Below are 19,281 nucleotides of genomic sequence, written 5' to 3'. Positions count from 1 at the left end.
CGTCAGGCGGCGAGGTCGTCGACGTCGGCGAGCAACGCGAGCACCGCGGCATCCGCACCGGCGCTGCGCAGCCGGGCCACGAGGGCCCGCCGGCCGAGCACGTACGGCTCGTTCGAGCCGCTCATCACCGAGCGGGTGTTCGCCGCATCGAGCAGTGCCGTGGCCTCGAACGCGAACTGCTCGGGCTCTTCGGCGTCGTCGACTTCACCCTTCGCGACCGCATACGCGAACGAGGCGGTCAGGTAACCGCTCCAGTCATCGAGTGCCGCGGCGAGTGCATCACGCACCGGACCCGGCTTCGCGTCGAACTCCGCTGCGGTGGCGGCGAAGAAGCATCCGCCGGTGAAGACGCGACCCCGTGAGTAGGCGATCCACCCGTCGAGCAGGGCGACGATACGACGGATGCCTCTGGGCTGCACCCGCGCCGGCTCGATGACAGTGGCGATGAACCGCAAGCGGGCGGCTTCGACGGCGGCGAGCTGCAGGCGCTCCTTCGTGCCGAAGAGCGTCGCGACGCCGCTCTTGCTCACGTGCGCGGCTTCGGCGAGGCGGCCGATCGAGAGTCCGTCGAGGCCCCCGACGGACGCGAGATCGACGGCGCGGTCGAGCACGAGGCGGCGTGATTCGTCTCCGCGAGCTCGTCGTCCGTCGGTCTCGATCATGTCTTGATTGTACGCACGATCGTTCGTATAGTGTACGTACGACCGTTCGTACTGTTGGGCTCATGCTTGTTCGAGGAGATTCGATGTCCGCTGCATCCGTCATCGCCACCGGTATCCGCGCCGTCGCGTCGGTGTCCCCCGAAGCCGGGGCCGCCCTCGCGCTTCCACTCTTCATGCGGGTCGGCCGGCGCACCCCCGTCGCCCCCGCCGACCTCGCGACGCATCGGGCCGCCCGGCGCGGCACAGTGCGCATTCCCGGCATTCGCGGCACCGGCGTCGACATCGTCACCTACGAATGGGGCGCGGGCGAGCGCACCGTGCTGCTCGCGCACGGATGGCAGTCGCGGGCCAGCGTGTTCGCGCCGCTCGTCCGCGAACTCCGCAGCGAAGGCTTCCGGGTGCTCGCGTTCGACGCGCCGGCGAACGGCGACTCCCCCGGGCGCGGCACGCACCTGGTCGACCACCTCGACATCATCGACGAACTCACCCGTCGCGAAGGGCCTTGGCACGCGATCGTCGGCCACTCGTTCGGCTCGCTCGCCGCGCTCATGGCCGTGCACGACGGCATCGAGGCGAACCGAGTCGTCTCGATCGCCGGGGCCGCCGATCCGCGCATCTTCGTCGACCTGTTCGGCGAGATGGTCGGCCTCGACCACCCCACGCGCGATGCGCTCGCCCGGCGATTCGCCGCACGCGTCTTCCGCGGCCGTCCCGGCCCGTTCGAGCGCTACTCGGCCGCGCGGCATCCGCTGCCCGACGCCACCCCTTTGCTGCTCGTGCATGACCGGGGCGACCGGCGGGTACCGTTCTCGGAATCCGAGCGACTGCTCCAGGCGAACGGCGACTCGACGCGGCTCGTGCCCACCGACGGCCTCGGCCACAACCGGATACTGCGCGCCGATGCGACTCTCGACGCCACCATGGCGTTCATGCTCGCGCCCGCCGCGGAGCTCAGCGCACCCGACGCGACGCTCGCTCAGCCCGGCGAGCACTCAGTGGCGGCGGCCGGCTGACACGGCTCAGCTTTCGATCAGTGCATGATGGTCGTCGCCGCCATCCTGCTGCTCCTCTGAACTCCCGCCGATGCCAGTTCGACGCCGATTCAGGCAACAGGCCGCTGGTCAGGCGAGTTCTCCCGATTCCGGCCTGAGCGCGTGACTCTTGCCTGAATCGCGGATCTCTTCGGGCGAGCGTCAGCTGCCCTGCGAGCCGGCGTCGGTGGCACCGACATCCGTGCGGTGGAAGTTGTGGAACGAGCGCGACGCCGTCGGGCCCCGCTGACCTTGGTAGCGCGAGCTGTACTCGGCCGAGCCGTACGGCCGCTCACTCGGCGACGACAGCCGGAAGAAGCACATCTGGCCGATCTTCATGCCCGGCCAGAGCTTGATCGGCAGGGTCGCGACGTTCGAGAGCTCGAGCGTGACGTGCCCCGTGAAGCCGGGGTCGATGAATCCGGCCGTCGAGTGGGTGAGCAGGCCCAGACGCCCGAGCGAGCTCTTGCCCTCGAGCCGCGCCGCGACATCGTCTGGCAGGGTGACCGCCTCGTACGTCGACGCGAGCACGAACTCCCCCGGGTGCAGGATGAACGCCTCGTCGGGCCGCACCTCGATGAGGTGGGTCAGCTCGGGCTGGTCTTCGGCCGGGTCGATGAACGGGTACTTGTGGTTGTCGAACAGCCGGAAGTACCGGTCGAGCCGCACATCGATCGACGCCGGCTGGATCATGCCCGGTTCGTACGGCTCCAAACGGATGCGTTCGCGGTCGAGTTCGGCCCTGATGTCGCGATCCGAGAGAAGCACGGTGACAGCGTAGCAACGCTTGCTAGGATGGCATGCGTTGCTACGCCGACCGCCTCGTGCGGCCAGCGGATGCCGCGTGCGGATGTAGTTCAATGGTAGAACTTCAGCTTCCCAAGCTGATAGCGCGGGTTCGATTCCCGTCATCCGCTCCGTCGAGCTCCCCCGGAATTCCGCGGGAGTTCAGCACACGAATGAGAGTTCAGACGCTTTCGTGCCTCAAATTTGCGCACTCGTGGCACTCGTGGCACTCGGAAACGCACTCTCATGGCCCGCACTCGGCCCACCCGCCACGCACCCGGTCGCACCGAGCGCTGCCGCGGCGAAACGGCTGGAAAGCTGGCCGAACGCGGCCGAAAGCTCGGGCGGGGTGACCACTTCGATGTCGGCATCGAAGCGGCCGAATGCTGCGGCGAGCGATACCCATGACCACGATCCAGCTTCGAGGCTGCATCGGTCGGGCCCGAGGTCCTCGACGATTCCCTCGCCGGCGAAGGGAAGAACAGCGCTCGCCGGCACGTTGATGATGACCTTGCCTGTGCAGGGCCACGCGTTCACCTGGTCGGATCCCTTGAACCGTGCCGACACGAAGGCGCGCACGTCGCCGCCAGGAACCTCGCGCGGAGAGAAGCGGGGGCCCGTCGGCGCTCGTGGAGTGATCCGATCGGCGCGGAAGATGCGCCAGTCGTCGTGCTCGAGGTCCCAGGCGACCAGGTACCAACGTCCGTGAGAAGTGACGACGTGGTGCGGTTCCACACGTCGAGAGGGCAATGGGTCGACGTGGCCGACGCGAGCGCCGTGACCGGCGTAGTCGAAGCGAAGGACTTCGCGGGCGCGGATTGCTGTGGAGAGGGTGACGAGCACCTCGGGTGAGACTGACGCGGCGGCGTCGTGCGCCGCACCGGGAATGGCCGTGAACTGCAGGGCATCAAGACGATGACGGAGACGAGATGGCATCACCTGACGCACCGTCGTCAGAGCGCGCACGGATGCTTCTTCGATGCCTGCTCCGGTCACGGCGGCAGCCTGAAGGGCAACGGCGAGCGCGATCGCCTGGTCGTCGTCGAACAGCAGCGGCGGGAGCTCGGTTCCGGCATCGAGCCGGTACCCGCCGTCGGGTCCCTTGACTGCCCGGATGCGGTACCCCAACTCGCGGAGTCGATCGACGTCGCGCCGCACCGTCCTGGGACTGATCTCCAGCCGTTCGGCGAGGTCGTGACCCGACCAGTCCCTTCGCGTCTGCAGGAGCGAGAGCAGCAGGAGCAATCGCGACGTCGTCGAGGCCATGCGTTGATGCTATTCCAAAGTAGAGGACATGAACTGACCTCTACTCCTGCGAGAGTGACTGTTGTCCGGGAGAACTCCTCGGCGCAACGTCAGCAAGGAGCAGACATGACCATCAACACCACCACGCACCTCAACTTCCGCGGCGATGCTCGCGCGGCGCTGGAGTTCTACCAGAGCGTCTTCGGGGGCCGGCTGACCACCGTCACGTACGCCGACGCTCACAACGTGACCGAGCCCGCCGAGGCCGATCAGGTGATGTGGGGGCAGGTCGTCTCCGATGCCGGGTTCAGCGTCATGGCGTACGACGTCCCGTCGCACACCAACTTCGAGCCGGGCGTGATCCCGGTCTTCGTCTCGGTCCGCGGTGCGGACGCTTCCCAGATCGCCGGGTACTGGTCGAAGCTCGTCGATGGCTCGAGGGTCGTCGTGCCGCTCGCCGAGGCGCAGTGGGCGCCGCTCTACGGCATGCTCGAGGACAGCTTCGGCGTCACCTGGGTGCTCGACGTCGAGGTGCCCTGGAGCGCGGCCTGACCTGACGCATCCAGGATGGTCTTCACACCTGCAGCGCCTCTTGGCGCCGCACTGTGACGGGCACTCCCGCCGCCGCAGAACGCCGCGCAGCATCGACGATCTCGAGGGTGCGCAGTCCCGCACCGCCGTCGGGCTGGGGCTGCGCAACCGGGGCGCGCCCCGGCACGGCTTCGCCGCTGCTGCGCACCGCGCCGAGGAATTCCTTCAGCAGGAGCGCGTCGAGATCCGTTGCATAGCCGAGACGGATGCCGCCATGCACACCGATGCCGCCGACGTGCTCTGCGAACGGCTCGATCTCGACCGAGCCGCGCGTGCCCGTGACCTTCAACGAGACTCCGCCCCAGTTCTGAGCGGTGTCGGGCTGGCTCCAGGAGCAGTCGATCGTCGCGATGAGTCCGCCGGCGTAGGTGATCGTCACCAGCCCGCCCGTCTCCACGGACACGTTCTTCTCGGAATGCAGGATGTTGTTCGCCACGGCGTACACAGATTCGGCTCGTACACCGCCGGTGAGCGCGTCGATCAGGTCGGCGCAGTGCACGACGTGATCGACGAGCGCGCCGCCGCCAGCCAGCCCCCGGTCGGTGAACCACTGCCGCGAATCGATCGGGATCTTCCCGTTGTTCGTGCCGACGATCGCGAAGGGCTCACCGAGGCGACCTGAATCGACGGCATGACGCAGCGCCGCGAACTGCGGGGCGAACCGCACCGGGTAGGCCACCATCAGGATGACGCCGGCGGCTTCGCAGGCGTCGATCATCGCCTGCCCATCGGCCACCTCCGTCGCGAGCGGCTTCTCGCACAAGACGTGAACACCCTCGGATGCCGCGCGCTCCACGAGTGCGCGGTGGTGCACGTTCTCGCTCGTCACGACGACGGCGTCGGGCTCCCATGCGAACAACGCGTCGTAGTCATCGGCGTACGGGACGCCGATCTTCGCGGCGAGTTCGGGGCCGCGCGGTGCTGCATCGGGTGCAGCCGCGCCATCCGGGTCGCTGGCCATCACCTCGACGTCGAGCGCCAGGAGCGCTTGCGCATAACCGGCAGCGTGCACATGGGCGAAGGACGCGATCGCGATCTTCAGGGGCTTCTTCGGCTTCGTCGTGGTCACGCTGCATTCTCCTGACGTGCCGACCTCGTGCTGAATTCCGACATGGTCACGACCTCGCCGGTCGACACCGACTCCTGTGCGGCCTCGGCGAGGTAGACGGCGAAGGCGCCGTCTTCCGCGTTCACGCGCGGGGCGGGCCCGCCGTGGAACGCCAGAGTGAACTCGCGGATCTCGGTGAGATACGGGCTCTCTCGCAGGCTGGTCGTCGGAATGGTGGGATCGCCATCAGATTCCCCCTGCAGCTCGGGCGTCAGGCCCGTGTTCTCCAGCGACGAGTAGCGCAGCACGCCCTCCTCCCCCGCAATCGAGAAGCCCGTCTTGAACTTCGTGCCCGTCGCACCCCACGTCGCGTGGATGTGCGAGATCGCACCGCCCGCATGCGTGAGTGTGACGTGTGCAGACACGAACGACGGCACGACATCGTCGACCGTCGGCGGGTTCTGCACCGCGAAGACGGTGAGCACCTCTCCGCAGGTCCACCGGGCCTGGTCGAGGTCGTGGAGCATGAGGTCCATGATGATGCCGCCCGAGGCCTTCAGATCCTGGAACCAGGTGCCGATGGCGGGGCTGGATGCCTCCCTGAAGAAGCGCGCGACGGCGACCCGTCCGATGTCACCGGATGTCACCGCGCGGTGCGCGGCAGCGTACGGCGCGGTGAAGCGCACGACGTGCGCGGGGTAGATCTGCACACCCGCGCGTTCGGCCGCCTCGTACACCGAGCGCGACGACTCCGCCGTGAGCGTGAGGGGCTTCTCGCAGACGATGTGCTTACCCGCGGCGATCGCGGCCAGGGCGATCTCCTCATGGGACGGCGTCGGCGTCACGATGTCGATGATCGAGGCACGGCGAAGGGCTTCGTCGTAGCTCGCGACGACCTCCAGGTCGAACTGCTCGGCGAGCGCCTCAGCCCCTTGCTGCGAATGGACCAGGACGTGCGCGCCCATCTCCTTCCACGCGGGGGCGTGCACGCGGGAGATGCCGCCTGCGCCGATGAGACCGACGACGAGTGCGGGGGATTCGGCTGCCGACGATTCCGCGTACTGCATGGGTGGTGCCTTTCGAGTTCGAGCAGGAGGGGGTCTATTTGAGGCCGGAGAAGGCGATGCCCTCGACGACGCGGCGTTGGAGCACGATGAAGGAGATGAGCACGGGCGCCATCGCCAGCAGCGATGCCGCCATCAAGACGCCGGTGTGCACGCTGGCGCGATACCCCTGGAGGGTGGCCAGCCCGACGGAGAGCGGCATGGATTCCGGTGTGCTGGCGACGACGAGCGGCCAGAGCAGATCGTTCCACGAGGCGAGGATCGTGATGATCGCGAGCGAGACCATTCCGGGCTTGGCCAAGGGGAGCATGACCTGCCAGAAGATCTGCCAGCTGTTGCATCCGTCGAGGCGTGCGGCCTGTTCGAGTTCCCGCGGCATCGTCCTGAAGTACTGCACCATCAGGAACGTCCCGAACGCGCTGAACAGACCGGGCAGTGCGATTCCGAAGATCGTGTCCAACAGACCGAGATTCTGCACGATCTGGTACTGCGGGATCAGGTAGACCTGTCCGGGAACCATGAGGATCGACAGGATCAGGCCCAGCAGGAGCCCCTTGAACCTGAACTGCATTCGCGCGAAGGCGTAGCCCGCCATCGAGCACAGGATGACCTGTGCCACGGTGCGCAGCGCGGTGACCGCGAGGGAGACCCAGAACTGGCTGAGGAACGGAAGCCGCTGGAAGACTTCGACGTAATTCTGCCACTCGACTCCCGATGGCCAGAAGTTCGGCGGGATCGCCATGATCTCCGCCTCGGTGGAGATCGACAGCTTGATCTGCCAGATGAAGGGGAACAGCATCAGCAGCGAGACGATGATCAGGATCGTGTGTGCGAGCCAGTTGCTTCCGTGATTGATCCGGCCGGTCGTCGCGCGGGTTCCGCGACGACCGGTCGAGAGGGCGAAGGTCTCAGTCGACATAGTGAACCCACTTCCGCTGAAGCTTGAACTGCAGATAGGTGACCACCGCGATGATCACCAGCACGAACATGGCGATGGCGGAGGCGTACCCCTTCTCGTTCGTGAGGAATGCCGCGTCGTAGAACATGAAGACGAGCGACTGCGTCTTGGGCATGACGGGGTTGGTCGGCCCGAGGAGCGCGTACAGCAGGTCGAACAGCTGGAAGCCGGAGATGAGCGTCATCACCGACAGGAAGAAGATCGACGGCGTCAGGAGGGGCACCGTGATCGAGAAGAACTGCTTGGTCTGCGTCGCTCCGTCGATCGACGATGCCTCGTAGAGCTCAGCGGGGATGCCCTTGAGGCCGGCGGAGAGCACGATCATGTTGAAGCCGATGGACATCCAGAGTCCGAGCACGGCGACCGCGATCAGTGCGAACCACTCCGTGGCGATCCACGCTGGGCCTTCGATTCCGAAGACGCGCAGCGCTGAATTGATGACGCCGTAGTCCTGGTTGTAGATGATCTTCCACACCATCGAGATGGCAGTGGGCATCGCAACGTAGGGAAGGAAGAAGCACGTGCGGTACACCATCGCGAACTTCAGGCCGGGGCGGTTCAGCAGGCTCGCGAAGACGGTTGCGATCGGAATGCCCAGCAGGAGGATCGCGGTGTAGATGACGGTATTCAGGATCGAGCGCAACACCTTGGGGTCGCTGAAGAGGCGGACGTAGTTGTCCAGCCCCGTCCAGGTCGTTCCGCCGAACACGCCCCACTCGGTGAAGCTGAAGTAGAAGGACTGCAGGAGCGGCCAGAGGTAGAACGCGGCGACGCCGACGAACAGCGGGAGTACGAACAGGAGCGGCCAGTACCCGTCGACCGACCGGCGCGGGCGCGCCTCGGGTGCCGGCACGGATGCACCCGCAGGCGTGGGTGCGACGGGAGATGCTCCCGGCACCGGGGCGGGCGCCGTGGCGACGCCCACCCCATTCCTCGTCGAGGCCATCGCTCCTACTTCTCCTTGGCGAGGGCTTCGTTCATCTGCTCCGCAAGGTCCTGCGCGACCTCGTCGACGGGGCGGTCACCCGAGTAGGCCTCGGGCAGCAGCTCGGTCTCGAGCTTGTTCCAGGCGCTCGTATTCTTCGAGACCGGGTACGCCTGGGCATAGTCCGTCGCAGCATCCTCGAAGATCTGGAGGTTGTACTCGGGAGCCGAGTCGACGAAGGCCTGCTGGGTGCCGTTGAACGCAGGGTTCGCCACACCGAGCTCGGCCTGGATGATGGCGGCCTGCTCCGAGCCGAGGTAGGTGAGGAACGCCTGCGCTGCAGGGTCGCCGGCGGACTTCGCGTTGAGCACGTTGCCGATGCCGTGAATGACCGTTTGGCGATCACCCGAGGGCGAGAGCGGCAGTTCGATCGCGGTCACATCGTCTTTGACGACGGAATCCAGCAACGCGGAGACCTGCCAGTTGCCGCTCCACATCATGCCGGCCTGCCCGTTCGTGAACCTCGTCAGGCCCGTGGTGTCGGCATTCTGCGCGGGAGTGAGCATGGACCCGTCTGCGACCATGTCCGCCCAGAACTGCAGTGCTTCGATCGACTTCGGGTCGTCGTAGCCCGACTCCCCGTCGGAGATGATGCTTCCGCCGTTGCTCAGAATGGAGGGGTAGACCATCGCCTGAGTGTCGAAGTTGTCACCCGAGCCGATGATCCCCTCGCCGCCCAACGTGTCGCTGATCTGCTTCGCGGCCGCATGGTATTCGTCCCACGTCCAGTCGGACGTCGGTTCGGCGACGCCGGCGCGCGCGAGGATGTCGCGGTTGTAGAAGACGGCGATCGTGTCGAAGTCCTTCGGCACGCCGTACTGCACGCCGTCGAGCGTGTAGATGTCGTTCATCGCCTCGGGGTAATCGGCCGGGTCCAACACCTTCGCCTCTTCGAACGGCTCGAGCGGGGCCAACAGGCCGTTGGAGGCGAAGAGCTGGAAGTTCGGCCCATTCATCCAGAAGACGTCGGGCAGAGTCCCGGATGCCCCCTGGGTCTGCAGCTTGGTGAAGTACTGCGGGTACGCCGTCAGCTCGATGGAGACATCCACGTTCGAATAGGTCTCGTTGAAGTCGGCGATGAGCGCCTCCATCGCCGACTGCTGGTTGACATCCCAGATGCCATAGGAAACGTCGCCGGTGACATCGGCGGGGTCGGCATTGACGTCGATCTCGCTGGAGCCGGAATCCGCGCCCGACGCGCAACCGGACAGCAGCACGGCGATCGCCGCGACGCCGATGCCTATTTTCAGGAACCGCATGAGGCTTCTCACTTTCGTTCGTTCATGGGATGGAACACCCGACCGCGCCGTCGACCGCGTGCCGGTCGATCAGCCTCGGACCTGATGCCGGTCGAAGTACTGCTGCACTTCGACGGGGAGCGGGGCGATGACTCGCGGCTTCGATCCGTCCCGCAGCGACTCGGCGGCGGTGACCCCGGTCGCGACGGCCTGCCTGGCTGCGACAGGCGACGTCTCGGTCGCACCGCCGTCGCGCACGAACCGCAGGAACTCGGCCATGGTCAGCTGGTCGGCGTCACCATGACCTGCATCGTCACCGTCGATCGGAAACTCCAGGTCGCCGTGCTCCTGGTATTCGTGGCGCTCGTTCCACACGCGCACGACGCCCCCTGATGAGTCGCCGAAGTTCTCGGCCCGCCCGTGCGTACCGATGATCGTGTAGTTGCGCCAGTAATCGGGCGTGAAATGACACTGCTGGTACGAGGCGAGCACGCCATTGGCGAGCCGCATCTGGATCATCGAGATGTCTTCGACGTCGATGACGGGATTCAGATCGGTCTGCTCCTGCGGAGGCCAGTTGTCGTAGCTGAACCAGTCGCCCATGAGACGGTCTGCGTTGTCTCGGCGTGAGGTGACGTCACCATAGATCATGAGGTCGCCCATGCCCGTGACGAGCTCGGTGTAGGCGCCAGCGAGCCAATGGATCACGTCGATGTCGTGGGCGCCCTTCTGCAGCAGGAGGCTGCCGACACGGCTGCGCTCGGCGTGCCAGTCCTTGAAGTAGTAGTCGCCGCCGTTGCCGACGAAGTGCCGGCACCAGATCGCCTTCACCTCGCCGATGACCCCGCTCTGCACGACGTCGCGCAGGGTGCGCACGACGCTCATGTGACGCATGTTGTGACCGACGTACAGCTTGCTTCCCGACTCATGGGCTGCAGCGAGGATGCGATCGCATTCCGCGAGGCTGATCGCGAGCGGCTTCTCGAGGTAGACGGCGATTCCGGAGCGCAACAGGAACTCCGCGACGTCGGCGTGGGCGTCGTCGGGCGTCGTGATGACGGCGGCGTCGAGGTCGTGCTCTGCGAACTGCCGGTAGTCGGTGACGAAGGCGATGCCGTCGCCGAAGAGCGAGTGAGCGCGCGCTTCGGCCTCGGGGCGAACGTCGGCGACGACGGTGAGCTCTGCGGCGGTGCCCTGCCCCGTCACCCACCGGCCGATGCTCGCTCTCGCGCCGACGCCGACGAGTCCGACTCGGAGTGCGGTGCTCATACGGTCTCATTCACCTCGGTCGGCGTCGTGATGTCGGGCACGGGGACTCCTGAGATTCCGAAGAGCCGCGTGGATGACTTCTGGAATGCGAGTGCGAGCGCTCCGAGCGCTGTTCCCATCGACCCCAGTGGGGACGCCACCACGGGGGGCTTGTCGGCGAGCACGCTGAGGTGGTGGATCTCAGCGCTCAGCATGTCGACGAACAGGTCGGCGGAGTGCGAGAGGCCGCCTCCGACGACGATGAGAGCAGGGTCCACGGCGAGGCTCACCGTCGTGATGAGCGGAGCGATCTCCTTCGTGAACGTGCGCACCTCGTCGAGCGCGGCCGTGTCACCATCGAGCGCCTTCGCGAAGACGCCTTCCGCGGTGTCGGCGCTCTTCCACGTGAGTTGACCCTTCACCGAGTTGCTGGCCCACCGCATGCCGCGCAAGCTGCCGACCTCACCCGAGCTGTTGTGCGCGCCCTGGAAGATCTGGCCGTCGAAGGTCAGCGCCAGGGAGACCCGGTTGCCGGTCTGGATGTAGAGGATGTTCGGCGCCGATTGCGCGGCACCCATGTGATGTTCGGCGAAGGCGGCGAGCTTGATGTCGTTCTCGAGGAACGCGTCGCACGCGAGACGGGCGCCGAGCTCCTCGGCGATCGCGAGACCGTTCCATGCGGGCACGGCGATGCTGTGGGCGAGTCGCCCGTCATCGCCGAGGATTCCCGACACTGCGATGCACGCCGCGCGCAGACGCGTGCCGGGAAGCCCGGTCGCTTCCAGGGCCTGCACGACCGTGTCGCCGACGATTCGAAGACGTTCCCCGCTCTCGGGGGATCCCTCGAAGCTGCGCTCGACACGGGCGATCACTCGACCCCTGAGATCTGCGATGAGCACGCGAACGTTCCGCGGTCCTGCGTCGATGCCGGCGACGAGCGAACTCGTCGCCTCCAACACGAAGCGGCGCGCAGGCCGCCCGCCGCCACTGGATGCACCGTCGGCCGCGTAGCTCGCGACGACACCTCGCTGCTCGAATGCGGCGATGACGGCATCGACTGTCGGACGTGACAGCCCGGTTCGCTGTGCGATGTCGCTCAGTGTCAGCGGCGATGGCGCACTCCGCAGCACGTGAATGCAGGAGAGCGCATTCGCGCGACGAATGTCAGCTGGACCAAACGAGTTCATTCGACCGTTCTCCTCCGTCAGCGGCGCCGCGTGCGGATAACGGTAGCAGGTTACAAAACCTCCTATCGAAACTGTTCCGACCGTCGAACTCGCCTCGCTGCCCCTTCATCACGGCCGCCGCGGGTGATAGCCTCAAGCCACCATCACCCGCGGCGGCGGCTACGATTCGGGTTCCTAGCCTCCTCAGTACTTCGGTGTGATGGCCGGACGAGGAGAAGGAGGGGGCCAACCGCTCTTCGCCCTTGAACGACGCGCTCGCTCGTGCGTGCGCCATCGACGGGACCGCGACCCTACCCGCGTGGTTGTCGATGGCCGGGCCGATGATCCCCTCATCGGCCCGGCGGCCCCAAACTCGTACCCTGAACTGGGGCGTGCCGGAATTCGCCCGACAGCGGCACAATCATCACGGTGGGTTCTGCACCCGACTGACCGAACCTCGACGATGGCCCCTTTGCTCGAGGCGACGCTGGCAGGTCCCACCCAGCGCGCGCCCTCTCCTGGCCGGCTCGATGATCGACCAGGAGAGGGCCCCCGGGACATCCGTCATTCGCCGATCGTGCTGCGATGATCTTCTGAGGCGGGCCATCTCATCGAGCGAGAAGCCGCGCGGTTCAAGCTGCGGTGCTCGACCTGTGACCCGTTCCATCGGTTCCCGAGAGCCGCTTCCCCACCGGAGATCCACCTTGGCGATCACGCTGCGCACAGACACGTCCGAGAGATACAAGCCCGAACCGTCGGTGCTCACGGCGCTGCGCACCCCGCGCATCCTCACGAAAGAGGTGCTGGCCGGTCTCGTCGTCGCCCTCGCGCTCATCCCCGAGGCGATCTCCTTCTCGATCATCGCGGGGGTCGACCCGCGCGTCGGGCTCTTCTCCTCGTTCGTGATGGCGGTGTCCATCGCCTTCCTCGGCGGCCGCCCGGCCATGATCACCGCGGCGACCGGCGCCGTCGCGCTCGTCATCGCACCGGTCGCCCGCGAGTACGGGATGGACTACTTCATCGCCACCGTCATCCTCGGCGGAATCTTCCAGGTGATCATGGGCGTGCTCGGCGTCGCGCGCCTCATGCGCTTCATCCCGCGAAGCGTGATGGTCGGCTTCGTCAACGCGCTCGCGATCCTGATCTTCACCGCCCAGCTGCCGCAGCTGATCGGGGTTGCGTGGATGGTGTATCCGCTGGTCGCTGCCGGGCTGCTCATCATGGTGTTCATGCCGAAGCTGACCAGGGTCGTTCCGGCCCCGCTCGTCGCGATCGTGCTGATCACGGTCGCGACCGTCGCCACGGGCCTCAATGTGCCGACGGTCGGCGACCAGGGCGAACTGCCCGAGAGCCTGCCAGAGCTCTTCATTCCGAACATCCCGCTCACCTGGGAGACGTTCATCACCATCGCCCCGTACGCGCTCGCGCTGGCCCTCGTCGGCCTGCTCGAGTCGTTGATGACGGCGAAGCTCGTCGACGACATCACCGACACGCACTCGCGCAAGACCCGCGAATCGCTCGGCCAGGGCGCCGCGAACATCCTCTCCGGGCTGTTCGGCGGCATGGGCGGTTGCGCGATGATCGGCCAGACCATGATCAACGTCAAGGTCTCGGGTGCACGCACCCGTATCTCGACGTTCCTCGCGGGCGTGTTCCTGCTCGTGCTCATCCTCGTGCTCGGCGACGTCGTCGCGATCATCCCGATGGCCGCGCTCGTCGCGGTCATGATCATGGTCTCGGTCGCGACCTTCGACTGGCACTCCATCCGGTGGACCACCCTCAAGCGCATGCCGAAGAGCGAGACCCTGGTCATGGTCGCCACCGTCGCGGTCGTCGTCGCCACTCACAACCTCGCCATCGGCGTCATCGTGGGCGTCATCGTCGCCATGGTCGCGTTCGCCCGCAGGGTCGCCCACTTCGCCACCGTCGTGCGCACCGTCGACGAAGGCGCCAGCGTGCCGACCGTCAGCTACACGGTCGATGGCGAGCTCTTCTTCGCCTCGAGCAACGACCTCACGACGCAGTTCGAGTACGCCGACGACCCCGAACGAGTCGTCATCGACCTGTCGAATTCACACATCTGGGATGCTTCGACCGTCGCCGCCCTCGACGCCATCACGACGAAGTACGAGCATCATGGCAAGCGGGCCGTGATCGTCGGACTGAACGAAGCGAGCGCCACGATGCGCGACCGGCTGGCTGGCAACTTCGGCGCCGGGCACTGACGTTCAGCTCGCGAACCCGAGTTGCTGCAGGCGAACACCCAGTACCGCTGTCGGTGGTCGGGTGCAGACTGGCTGCATGTGCGGACGATTCGCGAACGACGCAAAGCTCGATGAGCTCATCCAGGAGTTCGTCGCAGAGGGCAACGACTACCGCGACTGGAAGCCCCAGTACTCGATCGCCCCGACCCAACTCGTGCCGATCGTGCGCGAGCGGCAGAACAAGCAGACCGGTGAGATCACCCGCTCGATCGAGGCCGCCGTGTGGAACTTCCACCCCTCGTTCATGAAAGAGTCCAAGCGCCCGCAGTTCAACACCCGCATCGAGACGGTCGCGACCAACGGGCTGTGGAAGGGCGCATTCGCCTCGTCCCGGTGCCTCGTGCCGATGCGCGGCTACTACGAGTGGAGGGGCGAGCCGGGCGACAAGCAGGCGTTCTTCCTGCATGGCGAGCAGCGGCTGCTCGCTGCCGCCGGCATCTACACGGCACGCAAGGTCGGCGACGATTGGGAGGTCTCGACGTCGATCATCACTCGCGAGGCCAGGGATGCCTCGGGCGAGGTGCATGACCGCATGCCCGTCTTCCTCGAACGCGACGCGTGGCAGGAGTACCTGGCGCCGGTGAAGCTCGACGACGACGGCAAGGCCGAGATGGTCGAGCTGCTCACGGCCGAGTCCGAACGCGTCGCCTCGACGATCACCAACTACGAGGTCGATCGCCGGGTCAACAACTCGCGTGCCGTCGATCCGACCGACCCGACCCTGATCGACCCGCTCGAGTAGCCGGTCGCGCCGGGGGTTCTCTCGTCGCGCTAGTCGACGGTATCGACGGCGGGCACGTCGTCGACGACGATCGTGCGACGCGATCGCACGAAGCCGAAGATGACGAACGCTGCGGCCAGTCCAGTGAGCACGAGTCCGCCGAGGGTGGCGGCGTCTTGGAACTGCGCCGCTTGCTGTGCGGTCCAGTCGGACGCGGTGATGCTCCCGGTGAACAGGGCAGCGAGCAGCGTTCCTGCAACGGCGATGCCGACCCCGTTGGCCACCTCGGTGGTGGTGTCGGTCAGTGCCGCGCCGATCGAGGTGCGATTCTTCGGAAGTCCGCTCAGCACGTTGATCGCCGCGACGACACCGACGACACGGAGTCCTGCTGCGACGAGCGCGAGAGCGATCGCGACGAAGACGTAGCCGAGACCATTGAAGAGCGTGTAGACGGCAAGGCCGACCACCACCGCGGCGGCGCTCATCCACGCGGCGCGATTGATGCCGACTCGCTCGACGAAACGGTTCACGAACGGGCCGATGCCCAGCAACACCACGACCTGAGGCAGCATGCCGAGCGCCGCCAACGCGGGCGGCCATCCCCAGGCGAGCTGGAGCTGGAGGGTCACCAGGTAGCTGAGGCCGGCAGTCGCGAGGCCCGCCGCGGCCTTGAAGGCGAGGCCGCTGGCGACGAGCGGGCGGGCGATGAGGCTGAGGTCGAGAAGTGGATGCAGTGCCGTCCGCTCCCGGATCACGAACAGCACCGCTGCCACGACGGCCGCGACGACCAGTGCCCATGGCATCCATGAGCCGGCGCCCTCGTTGACGAATGCCGTGGGGGCGAGGAGGGTGAGAACGATGGTCGCCGTCGCGAGCAGGGCTCCTGAGATGTCGAGGGGGTCGCGGTGAAGCTCGGCCGGATCATCTGCGGCAATGCCTGTGCGGATGCCGATGATCGCGAGCAGGGCGATCGGTACGTTGATCAGCAACAGCACCTGCCAGGGCGCTACGGCCAGCACCAGGCCGCCGACTGTGGGGCCGATGGCGAGCCCGACCAGGCCGACCGTCGAGATGAGCGTGATCGCTCGCACCCGCAGGCTCTCCTCATCGAACAGCCTGAAGGCGAGCGCCATCGAACCCGGCGTGGTCATCGCGGCCGCGATTCCCATCGCGACCCGCACGGCGATCAACTGTTCGGCCGTGGTGACGAAGGCTGTAGCGGAGCTCGCGACGGCGAGCAGCACGAGCCCGATGAGCATGACTCGGCGGCGTCCGAACCGGTCGGCGATCGCACCGAAGAGCAGCATCAGACCACCGAACACGACGGCGTAGCTGCCGGTCACCCACTGCAGTGCGGTCGTTGACGCCTGCAGGTCGCGGCCGATCGTGGGCAGTGCGACGTTGAGGATCGAGTTGTCGAGCATCTCGAAGAGGAAGATGGCGGACAGGCCGCCCAGGGCCATCCACGAACCTCTCAAGGTTTGGGTGGAACGCAGTTCGTTATTCACGAACACTGTTCTACATGCAGAACATGGTTCGTGTCAAGGTATGGTTGAGTCATGGCCTCACCCCAGCAGCGTCGCGCAGCCCGCCACGCAACCAGCGAACTGCCGCCAGCCTCTCGCAAGGCGCCGATCACGGCCGACCGGATCACGGATGCCGCGCTCGAGATCATTGCCGCAGAGGGCTATGACGCCCTGACGATGCGCAGCGTCGCAGCGCGGCTCGATACCGGCCCCGCGTCGCTGTACGCCCACGTCGTCAACAAGGCCGACCTCGACGAACTCCTCATCGGCCGCCTGTGCAGCCAGCTCGAGCTTCCACCGCCCGTTCCGTCGCGTTGGCGCGAGCAGATCACCGATGTCTGCATCCAACTGCGTGATCAGTATCTGAAATATCCGGGGATCTCCCGGGCCGCCCTGGCGATCGATGTCACCGATCTCGACGTGCTGCGCGTCAACGAGGGGATGCTCGCCGTGCTGATCGCCGGCGGCATCGACCCGCAGGTCGCCGCCTGGACCATCGACGCCCTATTCCTCTACGTCGGCGCATACGCGATGGACATCGCGGTCGCCGATACGGGATCGAACACGGGTGACCATCGACTCGCCACCCAGGATCGAAGAGACTTGATCGCCCGATTCGCCGCACTCCCCGCAGAGCGCTTTCCGAACACCCGCGCATATGCGACCGAACTCACGTCAGGGGCCGAGCACGAGCGCTTCGACTTCACCCTGGGCCTCATCTTGGGAAACCTCGCTCAACCCTCGCCCCCGTCGTCGCCGGAGCTCAGCGCGGAGACGCCCAGCAAGTCGGCGTCTCGATAATCAGGTCGAATGCTGCGCGTCACGGCTGACCGCCCACGAGAGCTTGTGCGCGCGGCTCGGGAACTCCCAGGATGAGCAGGCTGGTAATCGTTGCCGCGCGGGCGTCGGGGGTCCCATTGGATAGGTGGTTGTCCGCGATGGCGAACACAGCAGCATAGGCGACCTGGCTGAGAACGTCCGCGGGCAGGTGTCGTCCGAATACTGCGCCGTCCTGGCCTCGTTGCACGAGGGCGGCGAGAATCTTGTCGACTGGTCCCAACAGGGCGTGGATCTCCTCGCCGTACTCGCCGCGCCGGAGGGCCAACAGCACTCGGTAACGGTGCGCCAAGGGCCAGAGGCGGGCGATGAAATCGACCCACACCGTTTCGGCTGCTCCGTCGGAGGCGTTGACCTCGTCGAGCACGGCCGCGATCTCGTCCACTGCCCGTTGCGCGAGGGTCCGCACGAGGTCGGTGCGGGTGGGGAAGTGGCCGTAGACGGTGCGGCGCACCACACCGGCAGCGGAGGCGATGTCACCCATGCCGGCGTCCGGGTTCTGCCCGAGGACCTCGAGTGCGACGTCGAGGATGCGATTCCGTGTGTCGTTCATGGAGCGCGTTCGGGCGGATTCGTTCTGCACCATCCAATCATTGCACGACAGTGTGCAATGAAGTAGATTGCACAGCAGTGTGCATTGCACATCGGTATGCAGTGGATCGCTGCGCTGTGAAGCACGAGTTCAGGAGAACAAGTCAATGACCGCATCGACGCCCGCCCTCTCAACCCTCGTCCGCCCATTCACCGTCGCGATCTCCGACTCCGAGATTGAAGACTTGAGGCAGCGACTGACCAGAACGCGATGGCCGAATCCGGAAACCGTCCCCGACTGGTCGCAAGGTGTGCGCCTGGAGAATGCCAAATCGCTCATCGACTATTGGGAGCGAGAGTACGACTGGCGGCGATTCGAGTCGGAACTCAATCGTTTCCCACATTTCCTGACCGCGATCGATGGGCTCGATATTCACTTCATCCATGTCAAGTCCAAGAATCCGAATGCGATGCCGCTCATCTTGACGCACGGATGGCCAGGTTCGATCGTCGAATTCCTGAAACTGATCGGCCCGCTCACCGACCCGGTGGCGTTTGGAGGAAACGCCGAAGACTCCTTCGACGTGGTCGTCCCGTCGCTGCCCGGATTCGGGTTCTCCCAGAAGCCGACCGAGACGGGGTGGACTGTTTCGCGTATCGCAACCGCATGGGCGGCCCTCATGACGCGTCTCGGCTACGAGAACTGGGCCGCTCAAGGCGGTGATTGGGGCGCCGTCGTCACCTCCGCTCTCGGGGCCATGCGGCCTGACGGCCTTCTCGGGATTCACTTGAACACCCAATACGCTTTCCCCGCACAGATCCCCGAAACGCTGTCACCCGAAGAGCGCTACGCCGTCGACACCCTCGCCCTCTACACCGGCTCCCTCGGCGGATCGAACCACCTTCAGGCCACGAAACCAGAGACCGTCGGATTCGCTCTGGCAGACTCTCCGGCCGGCCAGGCAGCCTGGATCTACGAGAAGTTCCAATCCAAGACCGACAATCAGGGGCTCGCCGAGGACGCGCTCAACACCGATGACATGCTCGACGCAATCTCGCTGTACTGGTTCACGAACAGTGCCGCGTCGTCCGGCCGCATCTACTGGGAGAACAGTTCGGGCAGCCTGGCTGGCCCGAAGCTCACGTTGCCGGTCGCGGTGACGGTATTCCCGCGCGACATCCCGCGCCTGCCGCGAAGCTGGATCGAAGACACCTACACCAACCTGATTCACTACGGCGAGGCCGACAAGGGCGGACATTTCGCAGCCTTCGAACAGCCCGAGATCCTGATCAGCGAAATCCGTACCGGCCTCAGGAGCCTCCGTTCGTAAGCACGGACCCGGGACACCCCCGTTCTTTGGGAGTCTCCGGAGAATCGGC

At 66.1% G+C, this 19,281-nt stretch carries 18 protein-coding genes and 1 tRNA gene; 7 read left to right on the top strand and 12 right to left on the bottom strand.

All coding sequences use genetic code 11. The features are described from left to right. Window positions 1-2: 2 nt before the first annotated feature. The gene (locus tag AC1C2S_RS08755) at window positions 3-662 is read right to left on the bottom strand and encodes a TetR/AcrR family transcriptional regulator (protein WP_495352129.1); all 660 of its coding nucleotides are present in this window, start codon (window positions 660-662) and stop codon (window positions 3-5) included. A gap of 83 nt (window positions 663-745) precedes the next feature. Between AC1C2S_RS08755 and AC1C2S_RS08750 the strand changes: the two genes are divergently transcribed. Next, on the top strand, window positions 746-1,675 hold the full coding sequence (locus AC1C2S_RS08750) for an alpha/beta hydrolase family protein (protein WP_495352128.1): 930 nt from the start codon (window positions 746-748) through the stop codon (window positions 1,673-1,675). A 180-nt stretch (window positions 1,676-1,855) separates the two neighbouring features. On the opposite strand, the gene dcd is transcribed toward AC1C2S_RS08750, so the two are convergent. Continuing rightward, window positions 1,856-2,461 carry a dCTP deaminase gene (gene dcd / locus AC1C2S_RS08745; protein ID WP_495352127.1) on the bottom strand — a complete coding sequence of 202 codons (606 nt, stop codon included), beginning with the start codon at window positions 2,459-2,461 and terminating at the stop codon, window positions 1,856-1,858. Window positions 2,462-2,539: 78 nt separating this feature from the next. Here dcd and AC1C2S_RS08740 point away from each other — a divergent pair. Then, window positions 2,540-2,610 (top strand) — tRNA-Gly (locus AC1C2S_RS08740). Window positions 2,611-2,677: 67 nt separating this feature from the next. Here the strand turns inward: AC1C2S_RS08740 and AC1C2S_RS08735 are convergent. Further along, window positions 2,678-3,745: a helix-turn-helix transcriptional regulator gene (locus tag AC1C2S_RS08735; protein ID WP_495352126.1), complete on the bottom strand. Its 1,068-nt coding sequence runs from the start codon at window positions 3,743-3,745 to the stop codon at window positions 2,678-2,680. Window positions 3,746-3,850: 105 nt separating this feature from the next. On the opposite strand from AC1C2S_RS08735, the gene AC1C2S_RS08730 reads away from it, so the two are divergent. Continuing rightward, window positions 3,851-4,276, top strand: a complete 426-nt coding sequence (locus AC1C2S_RS08730; protein ID WP_495352125.1) for a VOC family protein — start codon at window positions 3,851-3,853, stop codon at window positions 4,274-4,276. Window positions 4,277-4,298: 22 nt separating this feature from the next. On the opposite strand, the gene AC1C2S_RS08725 is transcribed toward AC1C2S_RS08730, so the two are convergent. The 7 genes from AC1C2S_RS08725 to AC1C2S_RS08695 are packed head-to-tail and all read right to left on the bottom strand — an operon-like array spanning window position 4,299 to window position 12,043. Continuing rightward, window positions 4,299-5,384, bottom strand: a complete 1,086-nt coding sequence (locus AC1C2S_RS08725) for a Gfo/Idh/MocA family protein (RefSeq protein WP_495352124.1) — start codon at window positions 5,382-5,384, stop codon at window positions 4,299-4,301. Further along, window positions 5,381-6,430, bottom strand: a complete 1,050-nt coding sequence (locus AC1C2S_RS08720) for a Gfo/Idh/MocA family protein (protein WP_495352123.1) — start codon at window positions 6,428-6,430, stop codon at window positions 5,381-5,383. The genes AC1C2S_RS08725 and AC1C2S_RS08720 overlap by 4 nt, the downstream gene beginning before the upstream one ends. A gap of 34 nt (window positions 6,431-6,464) precedes the next feature. After that, the gene (locus tag AC1C2S_RS08715) at window positions 6,465-7,346 is read right to left on the bottom strand and encodes a carbohydrate ABC transporter permease (RefSeq protein ID WP_495352122.1); all 882 of its coding nucleotides are present in this window, start codon (window positions 7,344-7,346) and stop codon (window positions 6,465-6,467) included. Beyond that, the gene (locus AC1C2S_RS08710) at window positions 7,336-8,331 is read right to left on the bottom strand and encodes a carbohydrate ABC transporter permease (RefSeq protein WP_495352121.1); all 996 of its coding nucleotides are present in this window, start codon (window positions 8,329-8,331) and stop codon (window positions 7,336-7,338) included. Before AC1C2S_RS08710 ends, AC1C2S_RS08715 begins: the two co-directional genes overlap by 11 nt. A 5-nt stretch (window positions 8,332-8,336) precedes the next feature. After that, window positions 8,337-9,641 carry an ABC transporter substrate-binding protein gene (locus AC1C2S_RS08705; RefSeq protein ID WP_495352120.1) on the bottom strand — a complete coding sequence of 435 codons (1,305 nt, stop codon included), beginning with the start codon at window positions 9,639-9,641 and terminating at the stop codon, window positions 8,337-8,339. Window positions 9,642-9,698: 57 nt separating this feature from the next. Next, window positions 9,699-10,877: a Gfo/Idh/MocA family protein gene (locus AC1C2S_RS08700; protein WP_495352119.1), complete on the bottom strand. Its 1,179-nt coding sequence runs from the start codon at window positions 10,875-10,877 to the stop codon at window positions 9,699-9,701. Next, window positions 10,874-12,043: an ROK family transcriptional regulator gene (locus AC1C2S_RS08695; protein WP_495352118.1), complete on the bottom strand. Its 1,170-nt coding sequence runs from the start codon at window positions 12,041-12,043 to the stop codon at window positions 10,874-10,876. The genes AC1C2S_RS08700 and AC1C2S_RS08695 overlap by 4 nt, the downstream gene beginning before the upstream one ends. Window positions 12,044-12,732: 689 nt before the next feature. On the opposite strand from AC1C2S_RS08695, the gene AC1C2S_RS08690 reads away from it, so the two are divergent. Continuing rightward, window positions 12,733-14,247, top strand: coding sequence for a SulP family inorganic anion transporter (locus AC1C2S_RS08690; RefSeq protein WP_495353223.1), 1,515 nt, complete (start codon window positions 12,733-12,735; stop codon window positions 14,245-14,247). A 76-nt stretch (window positions 14,248-14,323) separates the two neighbouring features. After that, entirely contained in the window at window positions 14,324-15,028 is a 705-nt protein-coding gene (locus AC1C2S_RS08685) for an SOS response-associated peptidase (RefSeq protein WP_495352117.1), read from the top strand. Between the two features lie 29 nt (window positions 15,029-15,057). On the opposite strand, the gene AC1C2S_RS08680 is transcribed toward AC1C2S_RS08685, so the two are convergent. After that, window positions 15,058-16,470: an MFS transporter gene (locus AC1C2S_RS08680; protein ID WP_495352116.1), complete on the bottom strand. Its 1,413-nt coding sequence runs from the start codon at window positions 16,468-16,470 to the stop codon at window positions 15,058-15,060. Window positions 16,471-16,566: 96 nt separating this feature from the next. On the opposite strand from AC1C2S_RS08680, the gene AC1C2S_RS08675 reads away from it, so the two are divergent. Continuing rightward, window positions 16,567-17,334 carry a TetR/AcrR family transcriptional regulator gene (locus AC1C2S_RS08675; protein ID WP_495352115.1) on the top strand — a complete coding sequence of 256 codons (768 nt, stop codon included), beginning with the start codon at window positions 16,567-16,569 and terminating at the stop codon, window positions 17,332-17,334. A gap of 19 nt (window positions 17,335-17,353) precedes the next feature. Here the strand turns inward: AC1C2S_RS08675 and AC1C2S_RS08670 are convergent, their stop codons facing one another. Then, a complete protein-coding gene (locus AC1C2S_RS08670; protein ID WP_495352114.1) occupies window positions 17,354-17,923 on the bottom strand; it encodes a TetR/AcrR family transcriptional regulator in 570 nt (189 codons plus the stop codon). 67 nt (window positions 17,924-17,990) lie between these two features. On the opposite strand from AC1C2S_RS08670, the gene AC1C2S_RS08665 reads away from it, so the two are divergent. Beyond that, window positions 17,991-19,232: an epoxide hydrolase family protein gene (locus tag AC1C2S_RS08665; RefSeq protein WP_495352113.1), complete on the top strand. Its 1,242-nt coding sequence runs from the start codon at window positions 17,991-17,993 to the stop codon at window positions 19,230-19,232. Window positions 19,233-19,281 lie beyond the last annotated feature (49 nt).

The sequence above is a fragment of the Agromyces sp. Y782 genome, assembly GCF_059445405.1.
This window is presented reverse-complemented; position numbering and strand designations above follow the sequence as displayed.

What these genes read in the sequence shown, in the direction of transcription:
- AC1C2S_RS08755 (WP_495352129.1), bottom strand. Translation starts at nt 662, where the DNA reads ATGATCGAGACCGACGGACGACGAGCTCGCGGAGACGAATCACGCCGC.
- AC1C2S_RS08750 (WP_495352128.1), top strand. Translation starts at nt 746, where the DNA reads ATGTCCGCTGCATCCGTCATCGCCACCGGTATCCGCGCCGTCGCGTCG.
- AC1C2S_RS08735 (WP_495352126.1), bottom strand. Translation starts at nt 3,745, where the DNA reads ATGGCCTCGACGACGTCGCGATTGCTCCTGCTGCTCTCGCTCCTGCAG.
- AC1C2S_RS08730 (WP_495352125.1), top strand. Translation starts at nt 3,851, where the DNA reads ATGACCATCAACACCACCACGCACCTCAACTTCCGCGGCGATGCTCGC.
- AC1C2S_RS08720 (WP_495352123.1), bottom strand. Translation starts at nt 6,430, where the DNA reads ATGCAGTACGCGGAATCGTCGGCAGCCGAATCCCCCGCACTCGTCGTC.
- AC1C2S_RS08715 (WP_495352122.1), bottom strand. Translation starts at nt 7,346, where the DNA reads ATGTCGACTGAGACCTTCGCCCTCTCGACCGGTCGTCGCGGAACCCGC.
- AC1C2S_RS08710 (WP_495352121.1), bottom strand. Translation starts at nt 8,331, where the DNA reads ATGGCCTCGACGAGGAATGGGGTGGGCGTCGCCACGGCGCCCGCCCCG.
- AC1C2S_RS08700 (WP_495352119.1), bottom strand. Translation starts at nt 10,877, where the DNA reads ATGAGCACCGCACTCCGAGTCGGACTCGTCGGCGTCGGCGCGAGAGCG.
- AC1C2S_RS08695 (WP_495352118.1), bottom strand. Translation starts at nt 12,043, where the DNA reads ATGAACTCGTTTGGTCCAGCTGACATTCGTCGCGCGAATGCGCTCTCC.
- AC1C2S_RS08685 (WP_495352117.1), top strand. Translation starts at nt 14,324, where the DNA reads ATGTGCGGACGATTCGCGAACGACGCAAAGCTCGATGAGCTCATCCAG.
- AC1C2S_RS08680 (WP_495352116.1), bottom strand. Translation starts at nt 16,470, where the DNA reads ATGGCCCTGGGCGGCCTGTCCGCCATCTTCCTCTTCGAGATGCTCGAC.
- AC1C2S_RS08675 (WP_495352115.1), top strand. Translation starts at nt 16,567, where the DNA reads ATGGCCTCACCCCAGCAGCGTCGCGCAGCCCGCCACGCAACCAGCGAA.
- AC1C2S_RS08670 (WP_495352114.1), bottom strand. Translation starts at nt 17,923, where the DNA reads ATGAACGACACACGGAATCGCATCCTCGACGTCGCACTCGAGGTCCTC.